The organism is Bacillus sp. XT-2, from assembly GCF_025696525.1.
In the GTDB taxonomy this organism is placed as follows: domain Bacteria; phylum Bacillota; class Bacilli; order Bacillales; family Bacillaceae; genus Bacillus; species Bacillus halotolerans.
Genome location: NZ_JAHVOC010000008.1, coordinates 192,440 through 211,374, shown reverse-complemented (window position 1 = coordinate 211,374; position 18,935 = coordinate 192,440). Strand labels below are relative to the sequence as shown.

The window sequence follows — 18,935 nt, the reverse complement described above, 5'->3', positions numbered from 1 at the left end:
AAAGGAAACTTTTTTTAATATGATATCAGGTTTAAGCATATCAAAAAGAGGGCATACTGCAAATACCAAAGGCTTTCTAGTATTCCCCCTTTTATTGGATGCGAACAAAAGGTTCGTATCTTTTTTTATGTTGTTTTGTGTAAGAAGCGCTTCATTCTGACCAATGCTTCTTGCAGCTGTTCAATTGATGTCGCATACGAACAGCGGATATATCCTTCTCCGCTCGGCCCAAACACATTACCGGGAACAACGGCTACTTTTTCCTGCATCAGGAGCTCCTCGGCAAACTGTTCTGAGCTCATCCCAGTGCTTTTGATGGATGGGAAAGCATAGAAAGCACCGCTCGGATGGTGGCAGCTGAGACCGATTTCATTTAGCGTTTCGACAAACAAATTACGTCTTCTTCGGTAGCTCTTTTTCATCTTTTCTACGTCTTCTATTCCGTTTTTTAATCCTTCAAGCGCTGCATATTGCGCCATTGCAGGCGCGCACATCATCGCATACTGGTGGATTTTAAGCATCGCGTTGCGAATTTCTGAAGGCGCCGCGGCAAAACCGAGTCTCCAGCCTGTCATGGCAAACGCCTTTGAAAATCCCGAAATGACAACCGTCCGCTCTTTCATCCCCGGGAATGCTGCTATACTTGTAAATTCCTCATCGTATGTCAGTTCCGCGTAAATCTCGTCGCTCAGTACGATCAAATCATGTGTTTTGGCAAACTCAGCAATTTCATGTAACTCCTTCTTTGAGTAAACCGAGCCGGTCGGATTCGAAGGCGAACAAATGAGAATAGCCTTTGTTTTTTCGGTCACTGCCGCTTCAAAATCCTCAGCAGTTGCTTTAAAACCTTTATCAGCCGTCGTATGGACATGAACAGGGACGCCGCCTGTCAAAGACACAAGCGATTCATACGCCACAAAACACGGCTCAGGAATAATCACTTCCTCACCGGGATTTACAATGGCGCGGATCGCAATATCCAAAGCCTGACTCGCCCCTACCGTCACTATCAGTTCATCGTCAGGAGAGTATGTAAGACCAAACCGGCTGCTGACATAACGGCTGATTTCCTCCCGCAATGAGTATAAACCTGCATTAGCGGTATATGACGTATACCCTTGTTCAAGGGAAAGAATGCTTGCTTCACGGACATTCCAAGCCGTTACAAAGTCAGGTTCTCCGACTCCTAAAGAAATAACCCCTTCCATCGTTGCCGCCAAATCAAAGAATCTGCGGATGCCGGATGGTTTTATTTGTTGTACATAATCGGATAAATAAGAAGTCATTTACGGTGACACCACGATTCTTTTGTCGTCGTCTCCCGTTTCAAATACTTTGCCGTCATGCTTGTATTTTTTCAGGATAAAATGTGTTGTCGTAGACACAACTGAATCAAGAGTTGACAGTTTATCAGATACGAAACGCGCAACGTCAGACATTGAATTGCCGCGGATCACGACAGACAGGTCGTATGCGCCTGACATCAGGTAGACTGATTCTACCTCCTGGAATCGGTAAATCCGCTCCGCCACTTCGTCAAAACCGACTCCGCGCTTCGGAGTGACTTTAACATCAATCATGGCTGTCACGCCTTCATGGCCGTCCACCTTCCGCCAGTCGATCATAGCGGAATAATCGATAATAACCTTTTCTTTTTCCAATTTGTCAATGATCGCTTTTACTTCATTTACAGGGATACCGGCCATCTTTGCGATTGTTTCTAGATCAGCGCGGCTGTTTTCGTCTAAAATTTCTAATATTTCTGTTTCTTTCTCGGTCAATTTCATTCAATTCACACCTTTGCAATGTCAAGAAATCTCATGACATTATATCACGTTTTTTGACGAATGCTAAGAAAAAATGAGGAGAAACTTCCGCTAGAACTTACAATTTCAGGGCATAATACAGGACATCCTATGAAGGGAGTGACGGCAAAATGGAGGCGGTTACACCAATAAGGCGTGTTAAAGTCGGAGGAGTACATGTATATTATGAGCACTATCAAAATCCAGGCAAACAAACAATTGTCTGCGTACACGGTTTTTTATCTTCTGCTTTCAGCTTCAGAAAATTAATCCCCTTGCTTCGGGACCAGTATGACATCATCGCGCTCGATTTGCCTCCTTTCGGCCAATCAGAAAAATCAAGGACATTTATATATACCTATCAAAACCTCGCCATGCTTATCATCGGACTCCTGGAGCACTTGCAAGTCAAACAGGCGGCGCTTGTCGGGCATTCGATGGGAGGACAGATATCGCTGTCGGCTGCTCTATTAAAGCCTGAGCTCTTCTCGAAGATTGTGCTTCTTTGCAGTTCAGGTTATTTAAAACGCTCGCACCCGACGATTATCTTCGGGACTCACCTCCCATATTTTCATCTTTATATCAAACGCTGGCTTTCCAAAGAAGGCGTGATGAAAAACTTATTAAATGTCGTTCACAACAAATCGCTGATAGACGAGGCGATGATTGACGGCTACGGCAAACCTTTTCAAGATGAACAGATTTTCAAAGCAATGACGAGGTTCATCCGGCACAGAGAAGGAGATTTACAGTGTGAGGAATTGAAAAAAATGAACAAACCCGCTTTATTGATTTGGGGCGAGGAGGACAAGGTGGTTCCGTTGAAAATCGGCGAACGCCTGCACCGTGACCTGCCGGATTCCAAACTGTATTCATTGCGGGAAACAGGGCATTTGGTGCCGGAGGAACGCCCTGAATTCGTTTCCGAACGAATTGCAGAGTTTATCACAGAATAAAAAAACCGGTTTGTATACCGGTTTTTTCAAGGCGTGCAAGAGCTGCTGTCTTTAATGAACAGAAGCTGGCCAGCCACATTCCGGCAGCTGTCGATCGGAAGTGTTTGTTCAAAAGAAGCTTCGAAAATATGCTGTATGCTTTTCGCTAACACTTCAGGATCGTCTTCATCATAGACGGCCTGTACGACATCAACAGCCTCCGTTTCATAAAAATCTTCACCATATTTAAACGGGTCCCATTTGGCAATGACATTGATCATTTCCCTGACCGCTTGACTTTCTTCCATTTTCATCACCGCTTATAATAAAATTTGCAGATCTATTTTATCATAGTTACGCTAAGAAAAATAAACATACATAAGAGGTGGAACAGAATGAATTTTGATAAACAAGAACAGCGCCTCGGCACCCAATCCGTCAAATGGGACAAGACAGGCGAATTGTTCGGCGTGACAGACGCACTACCGATGTGGGTGGCGGATATGGATTTTCGTGCGCCGGAAGCCATAACAGAAGCATTAAAACAGCGCCTAGAACAAGGGATTTTCGGATATACAGCTCCAGATCAGAAAACAAAAGATGCAGTGTGTGCATGGATGCATAACCGGCACAGCTGGAAGGTGAACCCGGAAAGCATTACATTCAGTCCCGGTGTGGTCACAGCTTTGGGCATGGCGGTTCAGGCTTTTACAGAACCAAAGGATCAAGTGATTGTCCAATCCCCTGTCTACACGCCTTTTTACCATATGATTGAGAAAAACGGCCGGCGTATTTTACATAATCCGCTTAAAGAAAAAGACGGAACATATGTAATGGATTTTGAAGATTTGGAGACAAAAATCAGTGATCCGAGCGTCAAAATGTTTATTTTATGCAATCCGCATAACCCTTCAGGGCGTGCCTGGGGCCCGGAAGATTTGCTGAAGCTCGGCGAATTATGCCTTGAACACGGCGTTACAGTCGTTTCAGATGAAATTCATTCCGATTTGATGCTCTACGGAAATACCCATACACCGTTCGCCTCTCTTTCTGACGATTTCGCTGAGATTTCTGTGACTTGCGCAGCACCGAGCAAAACGTTTAACATCGCGGGTTTGCAGGCGTCAGCAATTATTATTCCAGACCGGCTGAAGCGCGCCAAATTTTCAGCAAGCCTGCAGCGAAACGGTTTAGGCGGATTAAACGCGTTTGCCGTGAGCGCAATCGAAGCCGCTTACTCAAATGGCGGGCCGTGGCTTGATGAACTGATATCTTATCTTGAGAAAAATATGGATGAGGCGGCAGCCTTTTTGACCAGCGAGCTCCCGAATGTCAAGATGATGAAGCCTGATGCGTCTTACCTGATCTGGCTCGATTTCCGCGCATACGGCCTGTCTGATGCAGAGCTGCAGCAAAAGATGCTGCACAAAGGGAAAATTATTTTGGAGCCCGGCAAGAAATACGGCCCTGGCGGAGAAGGATTTATGCGTTTGAATGCAGGGTGCCCTCTGGCAACCTTGCAGGACGGACTGCGCCGGATAAAAACAGCGTTGGAGTAAATATTCGTCACAAACGCCTTTACGCATCAATCGTAAAGGCGTTCTTTATAAAGAAATTTTGTATTTTACTTCTAATGATAAGTGTTATAATAGATTCATATTTTATACGAAAGGATTTCACTCGAATGGAAATTCTAAAAGACTATCTCCTGCATATTTGCTTTATTTTGTTTCCCATTCTTCTTTACCAAGTGTTTTGGCTTGGAAAACCGTCAATCCTTGTACCAAAAATCAACAACGGATTGGTCACGTTATTTGCATGCGGCGCCTCCGTTTTATGCATTATCTTCCCTATACAGGAAATGGACTACATCCAATACGGTCTTCAAATCATTCCTGTCATCATTTGTTTATTTTACATAAACACTGCTTCCGGGCTAACAGTCGCCGCATCCGTCTTATGTTTTGAACTGCTGTTTTTTGAGCCTTCCGCCATTTTTGTTTTCACTTTGCTGCCTTTTCATATCATCATCCCAATTTTGCTTCAAAAAAAGTGGCCATTCATGTCCAAAGCGAGAAAACTGCTGCTGTCTTTATTCATCGGTTGCTTGGAGATCTTCTTATTTTTCGCCTCCATCTTGGTTTTTTCCGCCGTGAATATTTTAAATTTTCAAAATTCAGAATCCTTATATTATGAGGCAGCTGTATCGGGTTTGTTCCGCTGCATCGTTCTTCTTTTAAGCATTTATATTATAGAAAGCATCGCAGAAAATATCGCCCTGCGTTCCCAGCTTATTCATTCGGAAAAAATGGAGATTGTGAGTGAACTTGCGGCAAGTGTGGCTCATGAAGTTAGAAATCCGCTGACAGTTGTCCGGGGATTTGTCCAGCTGCTTTTTAATGATGAATCCTTTCAAAACAAATCCAGTGCGGATTATAAAAAGCTTGTGCTGTCAGAGCTTGACCGGGCTCAGGGCATTATTACAAATTATCTTGATATCGCCAAACAGCAATTATATGAAAAAGAGATTTTTGATTTATCTTCTCTTATCAGAGAGACGAGCTCCCTCATGATTTCGTATGCCAATTACAAATCTGTGACAGTAGAGGCGGACGCCGAGCCGGACCTTTTGGTATACGGGGATGCAACAAAGCTGAAGCAGGCTGTGATCAACCTCATGAAAAACAGCATTGAAGCCGTTCCCCCGGGTAAAGGGGTCATCCAAGTTTCAGCCAAAAGAAGCGGCCATATGATCGTAATCAAAATCTCAGATAACGGTGTCGGCATGACGGATCACCAAATGCAGAAGCTGGGTGAACCTTATTACTCTTTAAAAACGAACGGAACGGGACTTGGACTGACTGTGACGTTTTCCATCATTGAACATCATCACGGAACCATTTCGTTCAGCAGCAGCTTTCAAAGAGGAACCATTGTGACGATCAAGCTTCCTGCCGACCTTCCTCACTAGCAAATCAATTGGAACTTTTATAGAATGAATGCGAGGTGATAACAGATGAGTACATTTGAGAAAGGCTCTATCGTAAAAGGGTTTTACAAAACAGGTGTATACATAGGAGAAATAACAGATTGCAGACCGCAGCATTATTTAGTCAAAATCAAGGCGGTTCTTACCCATCCCGCTCAAGGAGACCTTCACAATCCAAAACAGGCAGATGTGCCGTTTTTCCATGAGAGAAGAGCGCTCGCTTTCGGCGAACAGACCAATATCCCTCATCATATGGTGAAGCCCTATGACAGTGAAGTGCCGGATTATAACGAGTCTTTGCGGGAAGCGGTTGCACAGCTGAGAGCCAAACTGGCCGGAGATGATTCAGAATGGGCAAAGCGCTCCCTGAATAATCTGGACGTTTTAGAAAAAGAATACTTCACTCGGCCATAACCCAGTCTGACAAAAGATTGGGTTTTTTATGTGGCGCGCCGGAACAGTTCAGATAAATCAATCCTCTCGCCGATTGTCGGCGGTTTTGGTTTTTCAAGATACTGCTTATCCTGCTCGACAAGCTTAAAAAGCTTATAGGCTGTAAGAGCATCGTCAAGCGCCTTATGATGGGTGCCGGTTCCTTTATCTCCGTACTCTTCCGCGGCCTTCCACAAGCCGGTCAGTGTCCGGTCTCCAAAAAAGTTTTTATATTCAAGCGATAAATCTCTCATCTCCCCTTTAAAAGGGAAAGGAATATGGTTAAACATACAATTTTGCTTCAGCACTTTCATATCCATGTTTCCCCATGTGATGATCGTGCAATTTTTTTCAGGATCAAGCTCATTTAATTTACGGATAAAGTCCTCGAACCTCATCCCCTCATCTACCTGGTTTTGCGTAATGTTTAAAAATGATCTGCAGCGTTTCGTCAGCTTGGGGAATTTTTTCGGCCTGATATAACTCGAAAACGTCTCAACTACTTCACCATTAACCGACTTTACAATTCCTGCTTCAATGATTTCCGGAAAAAAATTTTGCGGACTGTATTTTCCTTCGGGCATCGTAAATTCGAAATCAATAATGAGTAAGTTGCCTGCCTCCACTATTTTTACACCTGCCTTTCCTCCGATCAGAAGAATGCTATCTTTATAGTATATCAATTCTCCTTCTCTTCATTTCTTCATTTTCTAAAAATAATGAATTTTCCCAGCCGCATTGTTTCTTTTAAATGGTGCACTGTTTCTTTATAATTAGTAAGGAACCCGAAATAATAAGAAGGTGATGTTATTTCTATCCGCAAGAAAAACTTTGTCATTGTGTGGCTGGCGAATTTCTTTGTATCAGCCAGCACAACGATGATCGTCCCTTTTCTCTCCTTGTATATTGAGACGCTCAGCACCTTTTCCAACAGCTTTGTGCAAAGGTGGAGCGGTTATGTGTTCGGCATTACATTTTTAATGGCTTTTTTGGTATCCCCATTCTGGGGGCGGTTCGGAGACAAACGCGGTTACAAGAAAATCCTTTTGACAACCGGAACCGGCATTGCCGTCAGCATTTTATTAATGGGCTTTGTCACGTCGGTTTATCAATTGTTTTTTCTGCGTATGGCAATGGGGCTTGTAACCGGATTTATCCCGACATCCCTTGCAATGATTTCCGCGCAGACGCCTAAAAGCTCAGCCGGCAAAACGCTTGGCACGCTCCAAATGGGGCAAGTGTCCGGAAGCTTGTTCGGCCCGCTTTTGGGAGGCGTTCTTGCTGACCACTTCGGCTTTACGTATACCTTTTTTATCACATCCTTTGTGATTTTCTCAGCCGTTCTTCTCGTGTTATTCGGGGTCAAAGAACAGCCGCTCACAGAGAAGATAAATAAACGTCAGTCTTATACGAGAAAAGAAGTGCTCTCCTATATTTTTCACCAGCCCGCGCTTTGGGTCATGATGCTGTTAACCATGCTGATTCAAACAGGAAATTTCAGTATCCAGCCGTTGCTCGCTTTATATGTAAACGAGCTGCATGGATCTGACAATCTGGCCTTTTTCTCCGGCATGGCATTTTCGGCAACCGGACTCGGCAGTTTGCTTCTGGCAAGAAAATGGGGAGATTTAGGAGACCGCTACGGCCACCGCCGCATCTTAATCGGGCTTTTAATCGCCGCCTCTTTATTTTTTATTCCGCAGGCACTCGCTTCTTCATTCAGTGTGCTGCTAGTTTTCAGGTTTTTATTCGGGATGGCAATGGGCGGCCTTCTGCCATGCATCACAGCGGCAATCCGCGTTCAGGCTCCCGGCTCCATCCAGGGAGAGGTCCTCGGCTACAATGTCAGCTTTCGCTTTTTAGGAAACGTTCTCGGACCTCTTCTCGGCGGTATTATATCGAGTCACTTCAATATCTCTGCAGCCTTTTATGTCACAGCATTTCTCTTTTTCGCAGGTGCCTGCCTGCTTTGGATCATGAAGAAATTCCAAAAAGAATCGTATGCCAAAGCAAGCTGATTCTCAGCAAAAATTGAGGAGTCTTCTAAATTTAACCTTCTCGTAAACTCAAAAGAATGGTACGATATGGCTAGAATTTAGGAGAAAAGAGAGTGACCATGTTACGAAAAATTATCGGATGGATTTTGCTCCTTTGCATAATCCCATTGTTTGCATTTACAGTTATCGCTTCCGGAAAAGAAGTAAAACAAATGAAGTCCCTGGATCAGGTGCTTGATAAGAATATTGATTTGAAAGAGATCAGCCTAGTTCAGAACAGCTACATGTACGACAGGGACGGATCTCTGGTCTCGGAAATCGTCAGCGATGATGAGAACCGTGTGCTGGTTCCCTTCAAGAAGATTCCCGAAGAAGTCAAACAGATATTTTTAACTTCCGAGGACCGCCATTTTTACGAACATAAAGGCTTTGACTTTATGGGGATGGTGCGGGCGGCCGCTTCCAACGTGAAGGACAAAAAGATTGACCAGGGGGCCAGCACCATCACACAGCAGCTTACAAGAAACTTGTATTTGAGCCACGAGCGCTCCTTCAGCCGCAAACTGACTGAGCTCGCGTACTCCTATCAGCTTGAGAAAAAGTATACGAAAAATGAGATTCTTGAAGCCTACCTAAATACGATTTATTTTAATAACGGCGTTTATGGCGTCGGATCAGCTGCTGAATTCTATTTCAGCAAACCGCTGAAATCTCTCACACTGGGAGAAATGGCTTTTATTTGCGCTATACCTAATAACCCTACATTATATGATCCTCTCAAGCATTTTGACTACACGAAAAGCCGTCAAGAACGCTTGCTTAAAGGGTTAAAAAATGCCGGAGTCATTACGGACAAAGAGCTGAAAAAAGCCGTAAAACAAAAAATCAAACTGGATGTCGAAGAGAAAGAAGACAAATATCCGGACTACGTTTCCTACGTAAATGATGAATTCACTCAACTAGTGTCTGAATCTGAAGGCTTTGATAAGCGTCTTCAAAAAGCGTCAGGAAAACAAAAAGACAAGATAGAAAACGAGCTGTCCGCCAGAGTCAGCACACTTCTGAAAGACGGCGTAAAAATTTATACCGCACTTGATCCGTACATGCAAAATCAAGTCGTGGCACAAATGAATTCGAAGCTTCCGTATGCGGGCGTACAGGGCGGAGCGGCTGTGATTAATCACCAGACGCATCAAGTTGTCGCTCTATCCGGCGGCAAAAACTATCATAAGTATGATTTTAACCGTGCCTACCAAGCATACAGACAGCCAGGATCATCCATTAAGCCGCTTCTCGATTACGGACCTTATATTGAACAGACAGGTGCGACGGCAAGCAGCACAATTGATGCAGGCAAATTTTGCAGCAGGGACTACTGTCCGCAAAACTACAATAACCGCACATACGGCACAGTAACGCTCGATACAGCGTTTAAAAACTCGTATAATACACCGGCCATCAGAATGCTGGACCGTGTTGGCATCCAAAAAGCATTCAGCTATATTGAGCCGTATCATTTTTCAAAGCTTGTCAACAGCGACTATCTTCTGCCGGCGGCGCTTGGCGGATTTACACACGGCATGACGCCTCTTGAGATGACAAAGGCGTATACAACATTCGGCAACAGCGGAAGCTACTCGCCGAGCCACGCGATTACAAAAGTGACGGATTTAAAAGGAAAAACGATTTATAAATGGAATGACAAAGCGACACAGATATTCAGCGTCCGCACAAACATGCAGCTGAAAAAACTGATGTCTTCCGTTGTCAAAAGCGGGACAGGGAAAAAAGCATATTTCAAAGCGCCTTATATCGGCGGTAAAACGGGAACCTCAAATGATTATCATGATATGTGGTTCGTCGGCCTGACTGATACTTACACAATGGGTGTCTGGGTTGGAAAAGATACACCGAGCAGCGTTGAATACCTTCACAGTATCAGCCCTCAGCTTTCCATCTGGAAAGGAACGCTGCAGGCAGCTTATTAAAGAATCGGAGGAGATCTGCAGTGACATCAAAACAAATTCCAAATCGCGTATTGCTGTTTGACGGTGTGTGCAACTTATGCAACGGTGCCGTTCAATTTATCATAAAGCGTGATCCAAACGGTTTGATTTCATTTGCATCGCTTCAATCGGAAACAGGACAGAGCCTGCTGAAAAAAAGCGGGCTTCCGACTGAGCATTTTGACAGCTTTGTCTTTATTGAAGACGGCCAGGTTTACACTAAGTCAACTGCAGCCATAAAGGTTTTCAGGCATCTGCGGGGCCCATGGCGGCTCTTCGTCCTGTTTTTTGCAGTGCCGAAACCTGTCAGAGATATACTCTATTCTTTTATTGCCAAAAACCGCTATAAGTGGTTCGGCAAAAAAAATGAATGTATGCTCCCCTCCCCTTCTATAAAAAATAGATTTTTACCATAAACGAAAAAATGGCTAGCTTACACAGGTAAGCTAGCCATTATGCTATTATAAAGCTTGATAAATATGAACAGAATACCGATAACAAATGTAAACCAAAACAGCAGTTCCAACAGAATGAATCCGACCAATGACATGATAGAAAGTGTTGAATAAATCCGGTAAACAACGAACACAAAGTAAGCAAGTGTAACAACTGCAAACCAGATCACAATCCAGATGACATTTTGCAATAGCACAAAGGATAAGATCCCGCCGCCTAAATATATGATAGAGCCCATTCTGACTGTTTTCAGGTTTTTTCCTTCCGGATCATTTGCGAAAAACAGCAGTGACAGCTCAGTCACGGTATTTGCAATTAATTTCAGAGCGGACAGAACCATAAAATATAAAAGTGCAAAGGCCGCAAATAACGCAAGTCTGATTCCTTTCTCAGAGAAGTAATCGAGCATCCCATCGTACATTCCAAATGAAGACAGCATCTTCAATGCATAGAGTGAAGTTGAAATGGATAAAGACGAACTAAAAAGCAGGATCGCAATCAGCGGAAAGTATCCTGTCAAATAAGTATTTTTCATATAAAAAAGTCCCTTTCTGTAATCTACCTCATTTATTATGGAGGACTTAAAACACATTGACAAGATAAATTATTCCATTTTTTCTCCTTTTTACGAATTACGGTCCCAAATCTTCACAAAGCGGCATTTTGAGAGTAAAGTAGTACGCAGGAATCATAAAACGTAAGGAAGTTTTATATGAAAAAAACATTAAAACTGCAAACCAGACTCACCATATTTGTCTGTATCGTCGTGTTAATCGCACTGCTCATCACCTTTTTTACCGTCGGTGCCCAAACCTCTAAAAGGATACGTGATCAGGAAAGAGACACAGCGCTGCAAACGGCTGAAATGGTTGCCGACGCACCGATTACTGCCTCCGCTTTGGAGAGCGGAAAAAACCAGAAGGAACTGCTCAGCTACACGCTGGACGTCCAGAAAATTACCGGCACAGAATTTGTCGTTGTCATGGATATGAACGGCATTCGCAGAACCCATCCGGACCACAGCAAAATCGGAAAAAAATTCAGGGGCGGGGATGAAGCCGAAGTATTAAAAGGACATGTCCATATCAGCACTGCCTCAGGCACGCTTGGGAAATCGCAGAGAGCGTTCGTGCCTGTCTACGCTAAGAATGGAAAACAAGTCGGAGCCGTTGCGGTCGGCATCACAGTGAATGAAATTGACGAAGTCATCAGCCACAGCTTACGGCCGCTCTATTTTATTATTTGCGTCAGTATATTCGTCGGCGTCATCGGAGCTGTTATCGTCGCACGCACGGTGAAAAATATCATGTACGGACTTGAACCGTATGAAATCGCGACACTTCTTCAAGAACGGAGCGCCATGCTTGAATCAACGAAAGAAGGCATACTCGCTGTCGATGAACACGGTAAAATCAAGCTTGCCAATGCCGAAGCAAAGCGCCTTTTCATTAAAATGGGCATAGAAACAAATCCCGTCGATCAGGATGTCAATGACATCCTGCCGAAGAGCCGTCTGAAAAATGTCATTGAGACCCGAAAACCTCTTCAAGACAGAGATGCGCGCATTAACGGATTAGAGCTTGTATTTAATGAAGTGCCCATCCAGCTGAAAGGACAAACCGTCGGAGCGATTGCGACATTCCGGGACAAAACCGAGGTAAAACATTTAGCTGAACAGCTTTCCGGTGTTAAAATGTATGCAAACGCACTGAGAGCGCAGTCTCATGAATTTATGAACAAACTGCATGTGATACTAGGTCTCGTCCAGCTGAAAGAGTATGACGATCTTGGAGATTATATTAAAGATATTGCCATTCAGCAAAAATCAGAAACGAGTGAAATCATAAATGATGTCAAAAGCTCCGTGCTGGCCGGATTTCTGTTGGGAAAACAGAGCTACATACGAGAGCAGGGCGCAAATCTCGATATTGAATGCAGCGGGGTTATTCCAAACGCAGCAGATCCTTCAGTCATTCATGAACTGATTACGATTATCGGAAATCTCATCAACAACGCCTTGGACGCTGTTGCCAATATGCCGAAAAAACAAATCACGATGTCCATGCGTTTTCATGACAAGATATTGGACATCGAAATTACCGATACAGGAGCCGGCATGTCCGAAGAAGACCAAGTCAAGGTATTCGAACAAGGCTATTCAACAAAGGGCAAAAACCGGGGATTCGGCCTTTATTTCACCCAGCAAAGCATGGAGAATTTAAAGGGCCAAATGATTATCACCAGCGAAAAAAATGAAGGAACCACATTCAGTCTTCGCATCCCGTACGAACCGAAGGAGGAAAACCATGATTAATGTACTAATAGTTGAAGATGACCCCATGGTGGGTGAATTAAATAAACGATATTTAAGCCAAATAGAAGGCTTTCAGCTGAAAGGAATCGCCTCTTCCTTTCAAAGCGCTCTGCATATTTTAGGAGAGCATCACATCGATCTCATTTTGCTTGATATTTATATGCCGGGCAAAAACGGGCTTGAGCTGCTGACGGAATTGAGAGCCCAAAATGAAGCGGTTGACGTGATTGTCATCTCTGCGGCAAGCGAGCTGGACGTCATCAAAAAAACACTTCGTTACGGAGCTGTGGATTACTTAATCAAACCGTTTGAATTTGAACGTTTTCAGACTGCCCTTTCTGATTACAGACGAAAACAAAAAGTGTATTCCACCCATCGAAACATGAGCCAAAAAGAATTGGACGCGGAACTGTTTCATAAGAAGGAAGCGACAGAAAAAGTGCACCTGCCAAAAGGGCTGACAAAAAGCACGCTGAAGCTGATTTGGTCCAGCATTCAATCCTTTGAAAACGAGTCCTTTACGACAGAAGACCTGGCAAATCATACTGAAATATCTCAAGTATCCATCCGAAAATACTTAAAATTTCTTGAAGATATACAGGTTCTGAATGTCGAAATGGCGTACGGAACGATCGGAAGACCAGTGTTTCAGTACAATGTCAATACAGGCAACCTTAACGGAATTAAGCAATATTTATAAAAAAACGCACTGTTCATGTCGAGCAGTGCGTTTTTTTCTGTCACATCTCTTGCCAAGGTGCTTGAACCTTTCGCCAATAAGCTATACAAGAATAATAAAGGACTTTTTTGTATATTTGAGTATATAATTCTAAAAATACTTATTTTTTAAAAAATAATGCGTAATTCTATTTATTTCTTGTAAGTAAAATGATAAATTATGAGTGGTTAGTTGATCCCTAGACTAAGTCATAAGTCACACTTCAGAAAGAGATGTCACGGTTTTCCGTCCGGAACACCTTCAACATCCTTCTCTTCCCCGCCTTTCGAAGGAAACACTCACACCACACTTACTAAGGGAAGATCAGAACTGTCTCAGCTCATTCTAATTGTTATTATCTGAAAATTTTATCGATTCTAAGAATTGAGTGAGGCATCCCATCTCATGACTGACCGGATCAGCTTAGGCCAAATTTTTCTGGGGGGTTATATCTTGAATAAACGCAAAATCGGATTGGCGATGTCACTTGTAATCGCAGCGGGCACCATTTTAGGAGCATGCGGAAACAGCGAAAAAAGCAGCGGAAACAGTGAGGGCAAAAACAAATTCAGTGTGGCGATGGTCACCGACATTGGCGGGGTTGATGACAAATCCTTTAACCAATCAGCATGGGAAGGCATCCAAGCCTTCGGTAAAGATAATGGCCTGAAAAAAGGAAAAAACGGATACGACTACCTGCAATCTAAATCAGATGCAGATTATACAACAAACTTAAATAAATTAGCGCGTGAGAATTTCGACTTGATCTATGGCGTTGGTTATTTGATGGAAGATTCAATCAGTGAAATCGCCGATCAGCGCAAAAATACAAACTTTGCGATTATTGACGCAGTCGTCGATAAAGACAACGTCGCAAGCATTACGTTTAAAGAGCAGGAAGGCTCATTTCTCGTCGGAGTGGCCGCAGCTTTAACAAGCAAATCAGGAAAAATCGGATTTGTGGGCGGCATGGAATCCGAATTAATCAAAAAATTCGAAGTCGGCTTCCGTGCAGGGGTTCAGGCCGTAAAACCTGACGCAACTGTCCAGGTGAAGTATGCGGGCGGATTCGATAAAGCGGACGTTGGAAAAGCAACCGCCGAGAGCATGTATAAGTCAGGCGTTGATGTGATTTACCACTCCGCAGGCGCCACCGGCACAGGTGTCTTTACAGAAGCCAAGAACCTGAAAAAAGAAGACCCGAAGCGTGATGTTTGGGTGATCGGAGTCGATAAAGATCAATACGCAGAAGGCCAAGTAGAAGGAACAGACGATAACGTCACCCTTACTTCCATGGTCAAAAAGGTTGATACAGCAGTTGAAGATTTAACAAAGAAAGCAAGCGAAGGCAAATTCCCCGGCGGAGAAACGCTTACATACGGACTTGATCAAGACGGAGTCGGCATTTCTTCCTCTAAACAAAACCTATCGGATGATGTAATCAAAGCAGTTGATGATTGGAAGAAAAAAATCATCGACGGATTAGAAGTGCCGGGAACAGAGAAAGAGCTGAAAAATTTCAAAGCTGAATAAGAATCGCGGGGATAAGGAGAAGAGCCCTTATCCCTTGTTTTTCTTTCAGAGCAAAGCTGCACATGTCCTTGCGGCTTTTCTATTGCCAGCCTCTTATTTAAAAGCATCTTGAAAAAAGGAGCGGTCAATTCTGTGGAATATGTCATTGAAATGCTCAATATACGCAAGGAGTTTCCCGGTATCGTCGCAAATGACAACATTAATCTTCAGGTCAAAAAAGGCGAAATCCACGCGCTGCTCGGTGAAAACGGAGCGGGCAAATCAACTTTGATGAACGTCCTTTTCGGGCTGTATCAGCCAGAAAAGGGGGAAATTCGGGTCCGCGGTGAGAAGGTGCACATCAACAGCCCGAACAAAGCGAATGATCTCGGAATCGGCATGGTGCATCAGCATTTTATGCTTGTCGATACATTTACAGTTGCTGAAAACATTATTCTCGGGAAGGAGCCGAAAAAGCTCGGGCGGATTGACCGAAAACGGGCTGTCCGAGAGGTTCAGGACATTTCCGACCGATACGGACTTCAAATTAATCCTGAGGCAAAAGTAGCTGACATATCCGTCGGCATGCAGCAGCGTGCAGAAATTTTAAAAACCCTCTACCGCGGGGCTGACATTCTGATTTTTGATGAACCGACAGCTGTGCTGACGCCTCATGAAATCAAAGAGCTCATTCAAATCATGAAGAACCTCGTCAATGAGGGAAAATCAATTATTTTAATTACCCATAAACTGAAAGAAATCATGGAGGTTTGTGACCGCGTTACCATTATCCGCAAAGGAAAAGGCATCAAATCACTGGATGTCCGGGATACAAATCAAGACGAGCTCGCCAGTCTGATGGTCGGCCGCGAGGTATCGTTCAAAACAGAAAAAAAAGCGGCTCAGCCGGGATCTGAAGTGCTGGCGATTGACAGAATCACTGTAAAAGATACTCGCGGAGTAGAAGCTGTAAGGAATTTATCGCTTTCTGTCAATGCCGGAGAAATTGTCGGCATAGCCGGCGTTGACGGAAACGGACAGTCAGAGCTGATTGAAGCGATTACAGGACTCCGAAAAACGGAGTCTGGAACCATTTCCTTAAACGGAAAACAGATACAAAACCTGACGCCGAGAAAAGTAACGGAATCCGGAATCGGGCATATTCCACAGGACCGCCATAAACACGGCCTCGTTTTGGATTTTCCGATCGGTGAGAATATCGTGCTCCAAAGCTATTACAAAAAGCCTTATTCAGCATTCGGTGTTTTACATAAAGGCGAAATGTATAAGAAAGCACGCAGCCTGATCAGCGAGTACGATGTCAGAACCCCCGATGAATATACACACGCGCGGGCATTGTCAGGCGGAAACCAGCAAAAAGCAATTATCGGAAGGGAAATTGACCGAAATCCTGACTTGTTAATCGCCGCCCAGCCGACTCGCGGCCTTGATGTGGGAGCGATTGAATTTGTCCATAAAAAACTCATTGAACAGCGTGATGCCGGAAAAGCCGTTCTTCTTCTATCGTTTGAGCTGGATGAAATCATGAATCTCAGTGACAGAATCGCCGTCATTTTTGAAGGCAGCATCATATCCAGCGTCAATCCGCTGGATACGACTGAGCAAGAGCTCGGCCTCTTGATGGCGGGAAGCACGCAAAAGGAAGCGGGGAAAGCAAATGGTTAAACGACTCTCTCATTTACTCGTGCCGCTCATTGCAATCATGCTCGGCTTGCTGGCTGGCGCACTAATTATGCTTGCGAGCGGATACAGTGTGATCAGCGGCTATTCCGCTTTATGGAATGGGATATTTGGAGAAATCTATTACATCGGGGAAACCGTCCGGCAGATTACACCTTATATTTTATCTGGATTAGCTGTTGCTTTCGCGTTCCGAACCGGGCTTTTCAATATCGGGGTAGAGGGACAGCTGCTAGTGGGCTGGACAGCTGCCGTTTGGGTCGGAACGGCGTTTGACGGACCGGCATATATTCATATGCCGCTTGCACTGATCACAGCGGCTGCAGCAGGCGGTTTATGGGGATTTATTCCCGGCTTTTTAAAAGCACGGTTCTATGTTCATGAGGTCATTGTCACCATTATGATGAATTATATCGCGCTGCATACGACCAATTATTTGATTTCAAAAGTCCTGACAGACAATCAGGATAAGACGGAAAAAATTCACGAATCGGCCTCACTGCGCTCGCCGTTTCTTGAGCAGATTACGGATTATTCAAGGCTTCACTGGGGGATCGTCATCGCCCTTCTCGCAGCTGTTGTTATGTGGTTTATGATTAACAAAACAACGAAAGGCTTTGAGCTTCGGGCAGTCGGATTCAATCAGCACGCGTCCCAGTACGCCGGTATGAGCGTGCGGAAGAATATTATGACCTCCATGCTCATTTCAGGAGCTTTTGCAGGCCTTGCAGGTGCCATGGAAGGTCTGGGAACATTTGAATATGCAGCTGTCAAAGGCGCATTTACCGGCGTCGGCTTTGACGGTATTGCCGTCGCTCTTCTGGGCGGGAACACTGCGGTCGGTGTTGTGCTTGCGGCAGCATTGCTTGGCGGCCTCAAAATCGGGGCATTAAATATGCCGATTGAATCAGGCGTACCTTCTGAGGTTGTCGATATTGTGATTGCCATTATCATTCTGTTTGTTGCTTCAAGCTATGCCATTCGTTTTGTCGCGGATAAATTGAAGAAAAAGGGGGCGAAATAAGTGGACTTTCTGCAGATTGTATCAATCATTGTCCCTGCCACACTCGTATACGCAGCCCCGCTTATTTTAACCGCTCTCGGCGGCGTATTTTCCGAGAGATCAGGCGTCGTCAATATCGGCCTTGAAGGCCTTATGATTATCGGAGCATTCACCAGTGTTTTATTCAATTTATTTTTAGGCCCTGAATTGGGAGCCGCAGCACCTTGGCTTTCGCTCATTGCCGCTATGGCAGCCGGCGCGCTGTTTTCACTGATTCATGCGGCAGCGGCGATATCGTTTCGCGCTGATCAGACAGTCAGCGGCGTCGCCATTAATATGCTGGCGCTTGGGGCTACTTTATTTATCGTAAAGCTGATTTACGGAAAAGCGCAAACTGACAAAATTCCCGAGCCTTTTTATAAAACAAGTATTCCCGGCTTGAGCGACATCCCCGTATTGGGAAAAATCTTCTTTTCAGATGTCTATTATACGTCTATTCTCGCAATTGTCCTGGCCTTTATTTCGTGGTTTATCTTGTTTAAAACCCCGTTCGGCCTCCGTATTCGCTCCGTCGGAGAACATCCGATGGCGGCCGATACTATGGGGATCAATGTTTACAAAATGCGCTATATCGGCGTGATGATCAGCGGATTGTTCGGCGGCCTCGGGGGCGGCGTATATGCGTCAACGATTGCCCTCGACTTTACGCACTCTACCATTTCCGGGCAAGGCTTTATCGCACTCGCCGCCCTTGTATTCGGAAAATGGCATCCGATCGGCGCACTCGGCGCTGCCCTGTTTTTCGGATTCGCGCAAAGCTTAAGCATTATCGGCTCACTGCTCCCTCTTTTTAAGGACATACCGAATGTATATATGCTGATTGCCCCTTACGTATTAACCATTCTCGCCTTAACCGGCTTTATCGGACGCGCAGATGCGCCAAAAGCAAATGGTGTGCCTTATATCAAAGGAAAACGGTAACCACATCTCCCTGGGAAGCGGCTTCTCAGGGATTTTTTCTGCTCCAAAATACCTAATTAATTTAGTTGTTTATTAATTATTTAACT

The 18,935-nt window shown here is 44.4% G+C and carries 19 protein-coding genes; 13 read left to right on the top strand and 6 right to left on the bottom strand.

Features of this window, described 5'->3' with window-relative positions:
• Nucleotides 1–125: 125 nt before the first annotated feature.
• Together KXD37_RS19485 and KXD37_RS19480 are read right to left on the bottom strand one after the other, a co-directional pair.
• Nucleotides 126–1,286, bottom strand: coding sequence for an aminotransferase (locus KXD37_RS19485; RefSeq protein WP_024122652.1), 1,161 nt, complete (start codon nucleotides 1,284–1,286; stop codon nucleotides 126–128).
• Complete coding sequence (locus tag KXD37_RS19480) at nucleotides 1,287–1,787, bottom strand: Lrp/AsnC family transcriptional regulator (protein ID WP_106019468.1); 501 nt, start codon at nucleotides 1,785–1,787, stop codon at nucleotides 1,287–1,289. It abuts the gene before it with no gap.
• A 149-nt stretch (nucleotides 1,788–1,936) separates the two neighbouring features.
• Between KXD37_RS19480 and KXD37_RS19475 the strand changes: the two genes are divergently transcribed.
• Entirely contained in the window at nucleotides 1,937–2,761 is an 825-nt protein-coding gene (locus tag KXD37_RS19475) for an alpha/beta fold hydrolase (RefSeq protein ID WP_106022016.1), read from the top strand.
• 26 nt (nucleotides 2,762–2,787) lie between these two features.
• On the opposite strand, the gene KXD37_RS19470 is transcribed toward KXD37_RS19475, so the two are convergent.
• The gene (locus KXD37_RS19470; protein ID WP_024122655.1) at nucleotides 2,788–3,048 is read right to left on the bottom strand and encodes a YugE family protein; all 261 of its coding nucleotides are present in this window, start codon (nucleotides 3,046–3,048) and stop codon (nucleotides 2,788–2,790) included.
• Nucleotides 3,049–3,135: 87 nt separating this feature from the next.
• Between KXD37_RS19470 and KXD37_RS19465 the strand changes: the two genes are divergently transcribed.
• The 3 genes from KXD37_RS19465 to KXD37_RS19455 all read left to right on the top strand — a co-directional run bounded on the left by KXD37_RS19465 (nucleotide 3,136) and on the right by KXD37_RS19455 (nucleotide 6,143).
• Nucleotides 3,136–4,299 (top strand): MalY/PatB family protein, encoded by a 1,164-nt coding sequence (locus KXD37_RS19465; RefSeq protein ID WP_106022015.1) that lies wholly within the window; start codon nucleotides 3,136–3,138, stop codon nucleotides 4,297–4,299.
• Nucleotides 4,300–4,424: 125 nt separating this feature from the next.
• Entirely contained in the window at nucleotides 4,425–5,711 is a 1,287-nt protein-coding gene (locus KXD37_RS19460) for a sensor histidine kinase (RefSeq protein WP_024122657.1), read from the top strand.
• Nucleotides 5,712–5,756: 45 nt separating this feature from the next.
• Nucleotides 5,757–6,143, top strand: a complete 387-nt coding sequence (locus tag KXD37_RS19455; RefSeq protein WP_106019470.1) for a kinase-associated lipoprotein B — start codon at nucleotides 5,757–5,759, stop codon at nucleotides 6,141–6,143.
• 26 nt (nucleotides 6,144–6,169) lie between these two features.
• On the opposite strand, the gene kapD is transcribed toward KXD37_RS19455, so the two are convergent.
• Nucleotides 6,170–6,787, bottom strand: a complete 618-nt coding sequence (gene kapD / locus KXD37_RS19450) for a 3'-5' exonuclease KapD (protein ID WP_024122659.1) — start codon at nucleotides 6,785–6,787, stop codon at nucleotides 6,170–6,172.
• 77 nt (nucleotides 6,788–6,864) lie between these two features.
• Entirely contained in the window at nucleotides 6,865–7,068 is a 204-nt protein-coding gene (locus tag KXD37_RS19445; protein ID WP_044160312.1) for a hypothetical protein, read from the bottom strand.
• Between KXD37_RS19445 and KXD37_RS19440 the strand changes: the two genes are divergently transcribed.
• The 3 genes from KXD37_RS19440 to KXD37_RS19430 all read left to right on the top strand — a co-directional run bounded on the left by KXD37_RS19440 (nucleotide 6,971) and on the right by KXD37_RS19430 (nucleotide 10,580).
• Nucleotides 6,971–8,179, top strand: coding sequence for a multidrug efflux MFS transporter (locus tag KXD37_RS19440; RefSeq protein ID WP_373370492.1), 1,209 nt, complete (start codon nucleotides 6,971–6,973; stop codon nucleotides 8,177–8,179). The two genes, KXD37_RS19445 and KXD37_RS19440, sit on opposite strands and share 98 nt — an antisense overlap.
• A gap of 92 nt (nucleotides 8,180–8,271) precedes the next feature.
• Nucleotides 8,272–10,146 carry a transglycosylase domain-containing protein gene (locus KXD37_RS19435; RefSeq protein WP_024122661.1) on the top strand — a complete coding sequence of 625 codons (1,875 nt, stop codon included), beginning with the start codon at nucleotides 8,272–8,274 and terminating at the stop codon, nucleotides 10,144–10,146.
• Between the two features lie 20 nt (nucleotides 10,147–10,166).
• The gene (locus KXD37_RS19430; protein ID WP_024122662.1) at nucleotides 10,167–10,580 is read left to right on the top strand and encodes a thiol-disulfide oxidoreductase DCC family protein; all 414 of its coding nucleotides are present in this window, start codon (nucleotides 10,167–10,169) and stop codon (nucleotides 10,578–10,580) included.
• 17 nt (nucleotides 10,581–10,597) lie between these two features.
• Here KXD37_RS19430 and KXD37_RS19425 read toward each other — a convergent pair whose 3' ends face one another.
• Nucleotides 10,598–11,155: a YufK family protein gene (locus KXD37_RS19425; RefSeq protein WP_095713969.1), complete on the bottom strand. Its 558-nt coding sequence runs from the start codon at nucleotides 11,153–11,155 to the stop codon at nucleotides 10,598–10,600.
• Nucleotides 11,156–11,332: 177 nt separating this feature from the next.
• On the opposite strand from KXD37_RS19425, the gene malK reads away from it, so the two are divergent.
• The 6 genes from malK to nupQ all read left to right on the top strand — a co-directional run bounded on the left by malK (nucleotide 11,333) and on the right by nupQ (nucleotide 18,849).
• Complete coding sequence (gene malK, locus KXD37_RS19420) at nucleotides 11,333–12,934, top strand: malate sensor histidine kinase MalK (RefSeq protein ID WP_106019472.1); 1,602 nt, start codon at nucleotides 11,333–11,335, stop codon at nucleotides 12,932–12,934.
• Nucleotides 12,927–13,634 carry a two-component system response regulator MaeM gene (gene maeM, locus KXD37_RS19415; protein ID WP_024122665.1) on the top strand — a complete coding sequence of 236 codons (708 nt, stop codon included), beginning with the start codon at nucleotides 12,927–12,929 and terminating at the stop codon, nucleotides 13,632–13,634. Before malK ends, maeM begins: the two co-directional genes overlap by 8 nt.
• Before the next feature lie 471 nt (nucleotides 13,635–14,105).
• Nucleotides 14,106–15,185: a guanosine ABC transporter substrate-binding protein NupN gene (gene nupN / locus KXD37_RS19410; protein WP_188323255.1), complete on the top strand. Its 1,080-nt coding sequence runs from the start codon at nucleotides 14,106–14,108 to the stop codon at nucleotides 15,183–15,185.
• A 132-nt stretch (nucleotides 15,186–15,317) separates the two neighbouring features.
• Complete coding sequence (locus KXD37_RS19405; RefSeq protein ID WP_106019473.1) at nucleotides 15,318–16,850, top strand: ABC transporter ATP-binding protein; 1,533 nt, start codon at nucleotides 15,318–15,320, stop codon at nucleotides 16,848–16,850.
• Nucleotides 16,843–17,889: an ABC transporter permease gene (locus KXD37_RS19400; protein WP_106019474.1), complete on the top strand. Its 1,047-nt coding sequence runs from the start codon at nucleotides 16,843–16,845 to the stop codon at nucleotides 17,887–17,889. Before KXD37_RS19405 ends, KXD37_RS19400 begins: the two co-directional genes overlap by 8 nt.
• Nucleotides 17,890–18,849: a guanosine ABC transporter permease NupQ gene (nupQ, locus tag KXD37_RS19395; protein ID WP_024122669.1), complete on the top strand. Its 960-nt coding sequence runs from the start codon at nucleotides 17,890–17,892 to the stop codon at nucleotides 18,847–18,849. It begins immediately after the preceding gene.
• Nucleotides 18,850–18,935 lie beyond the last annotated feature (86 nt).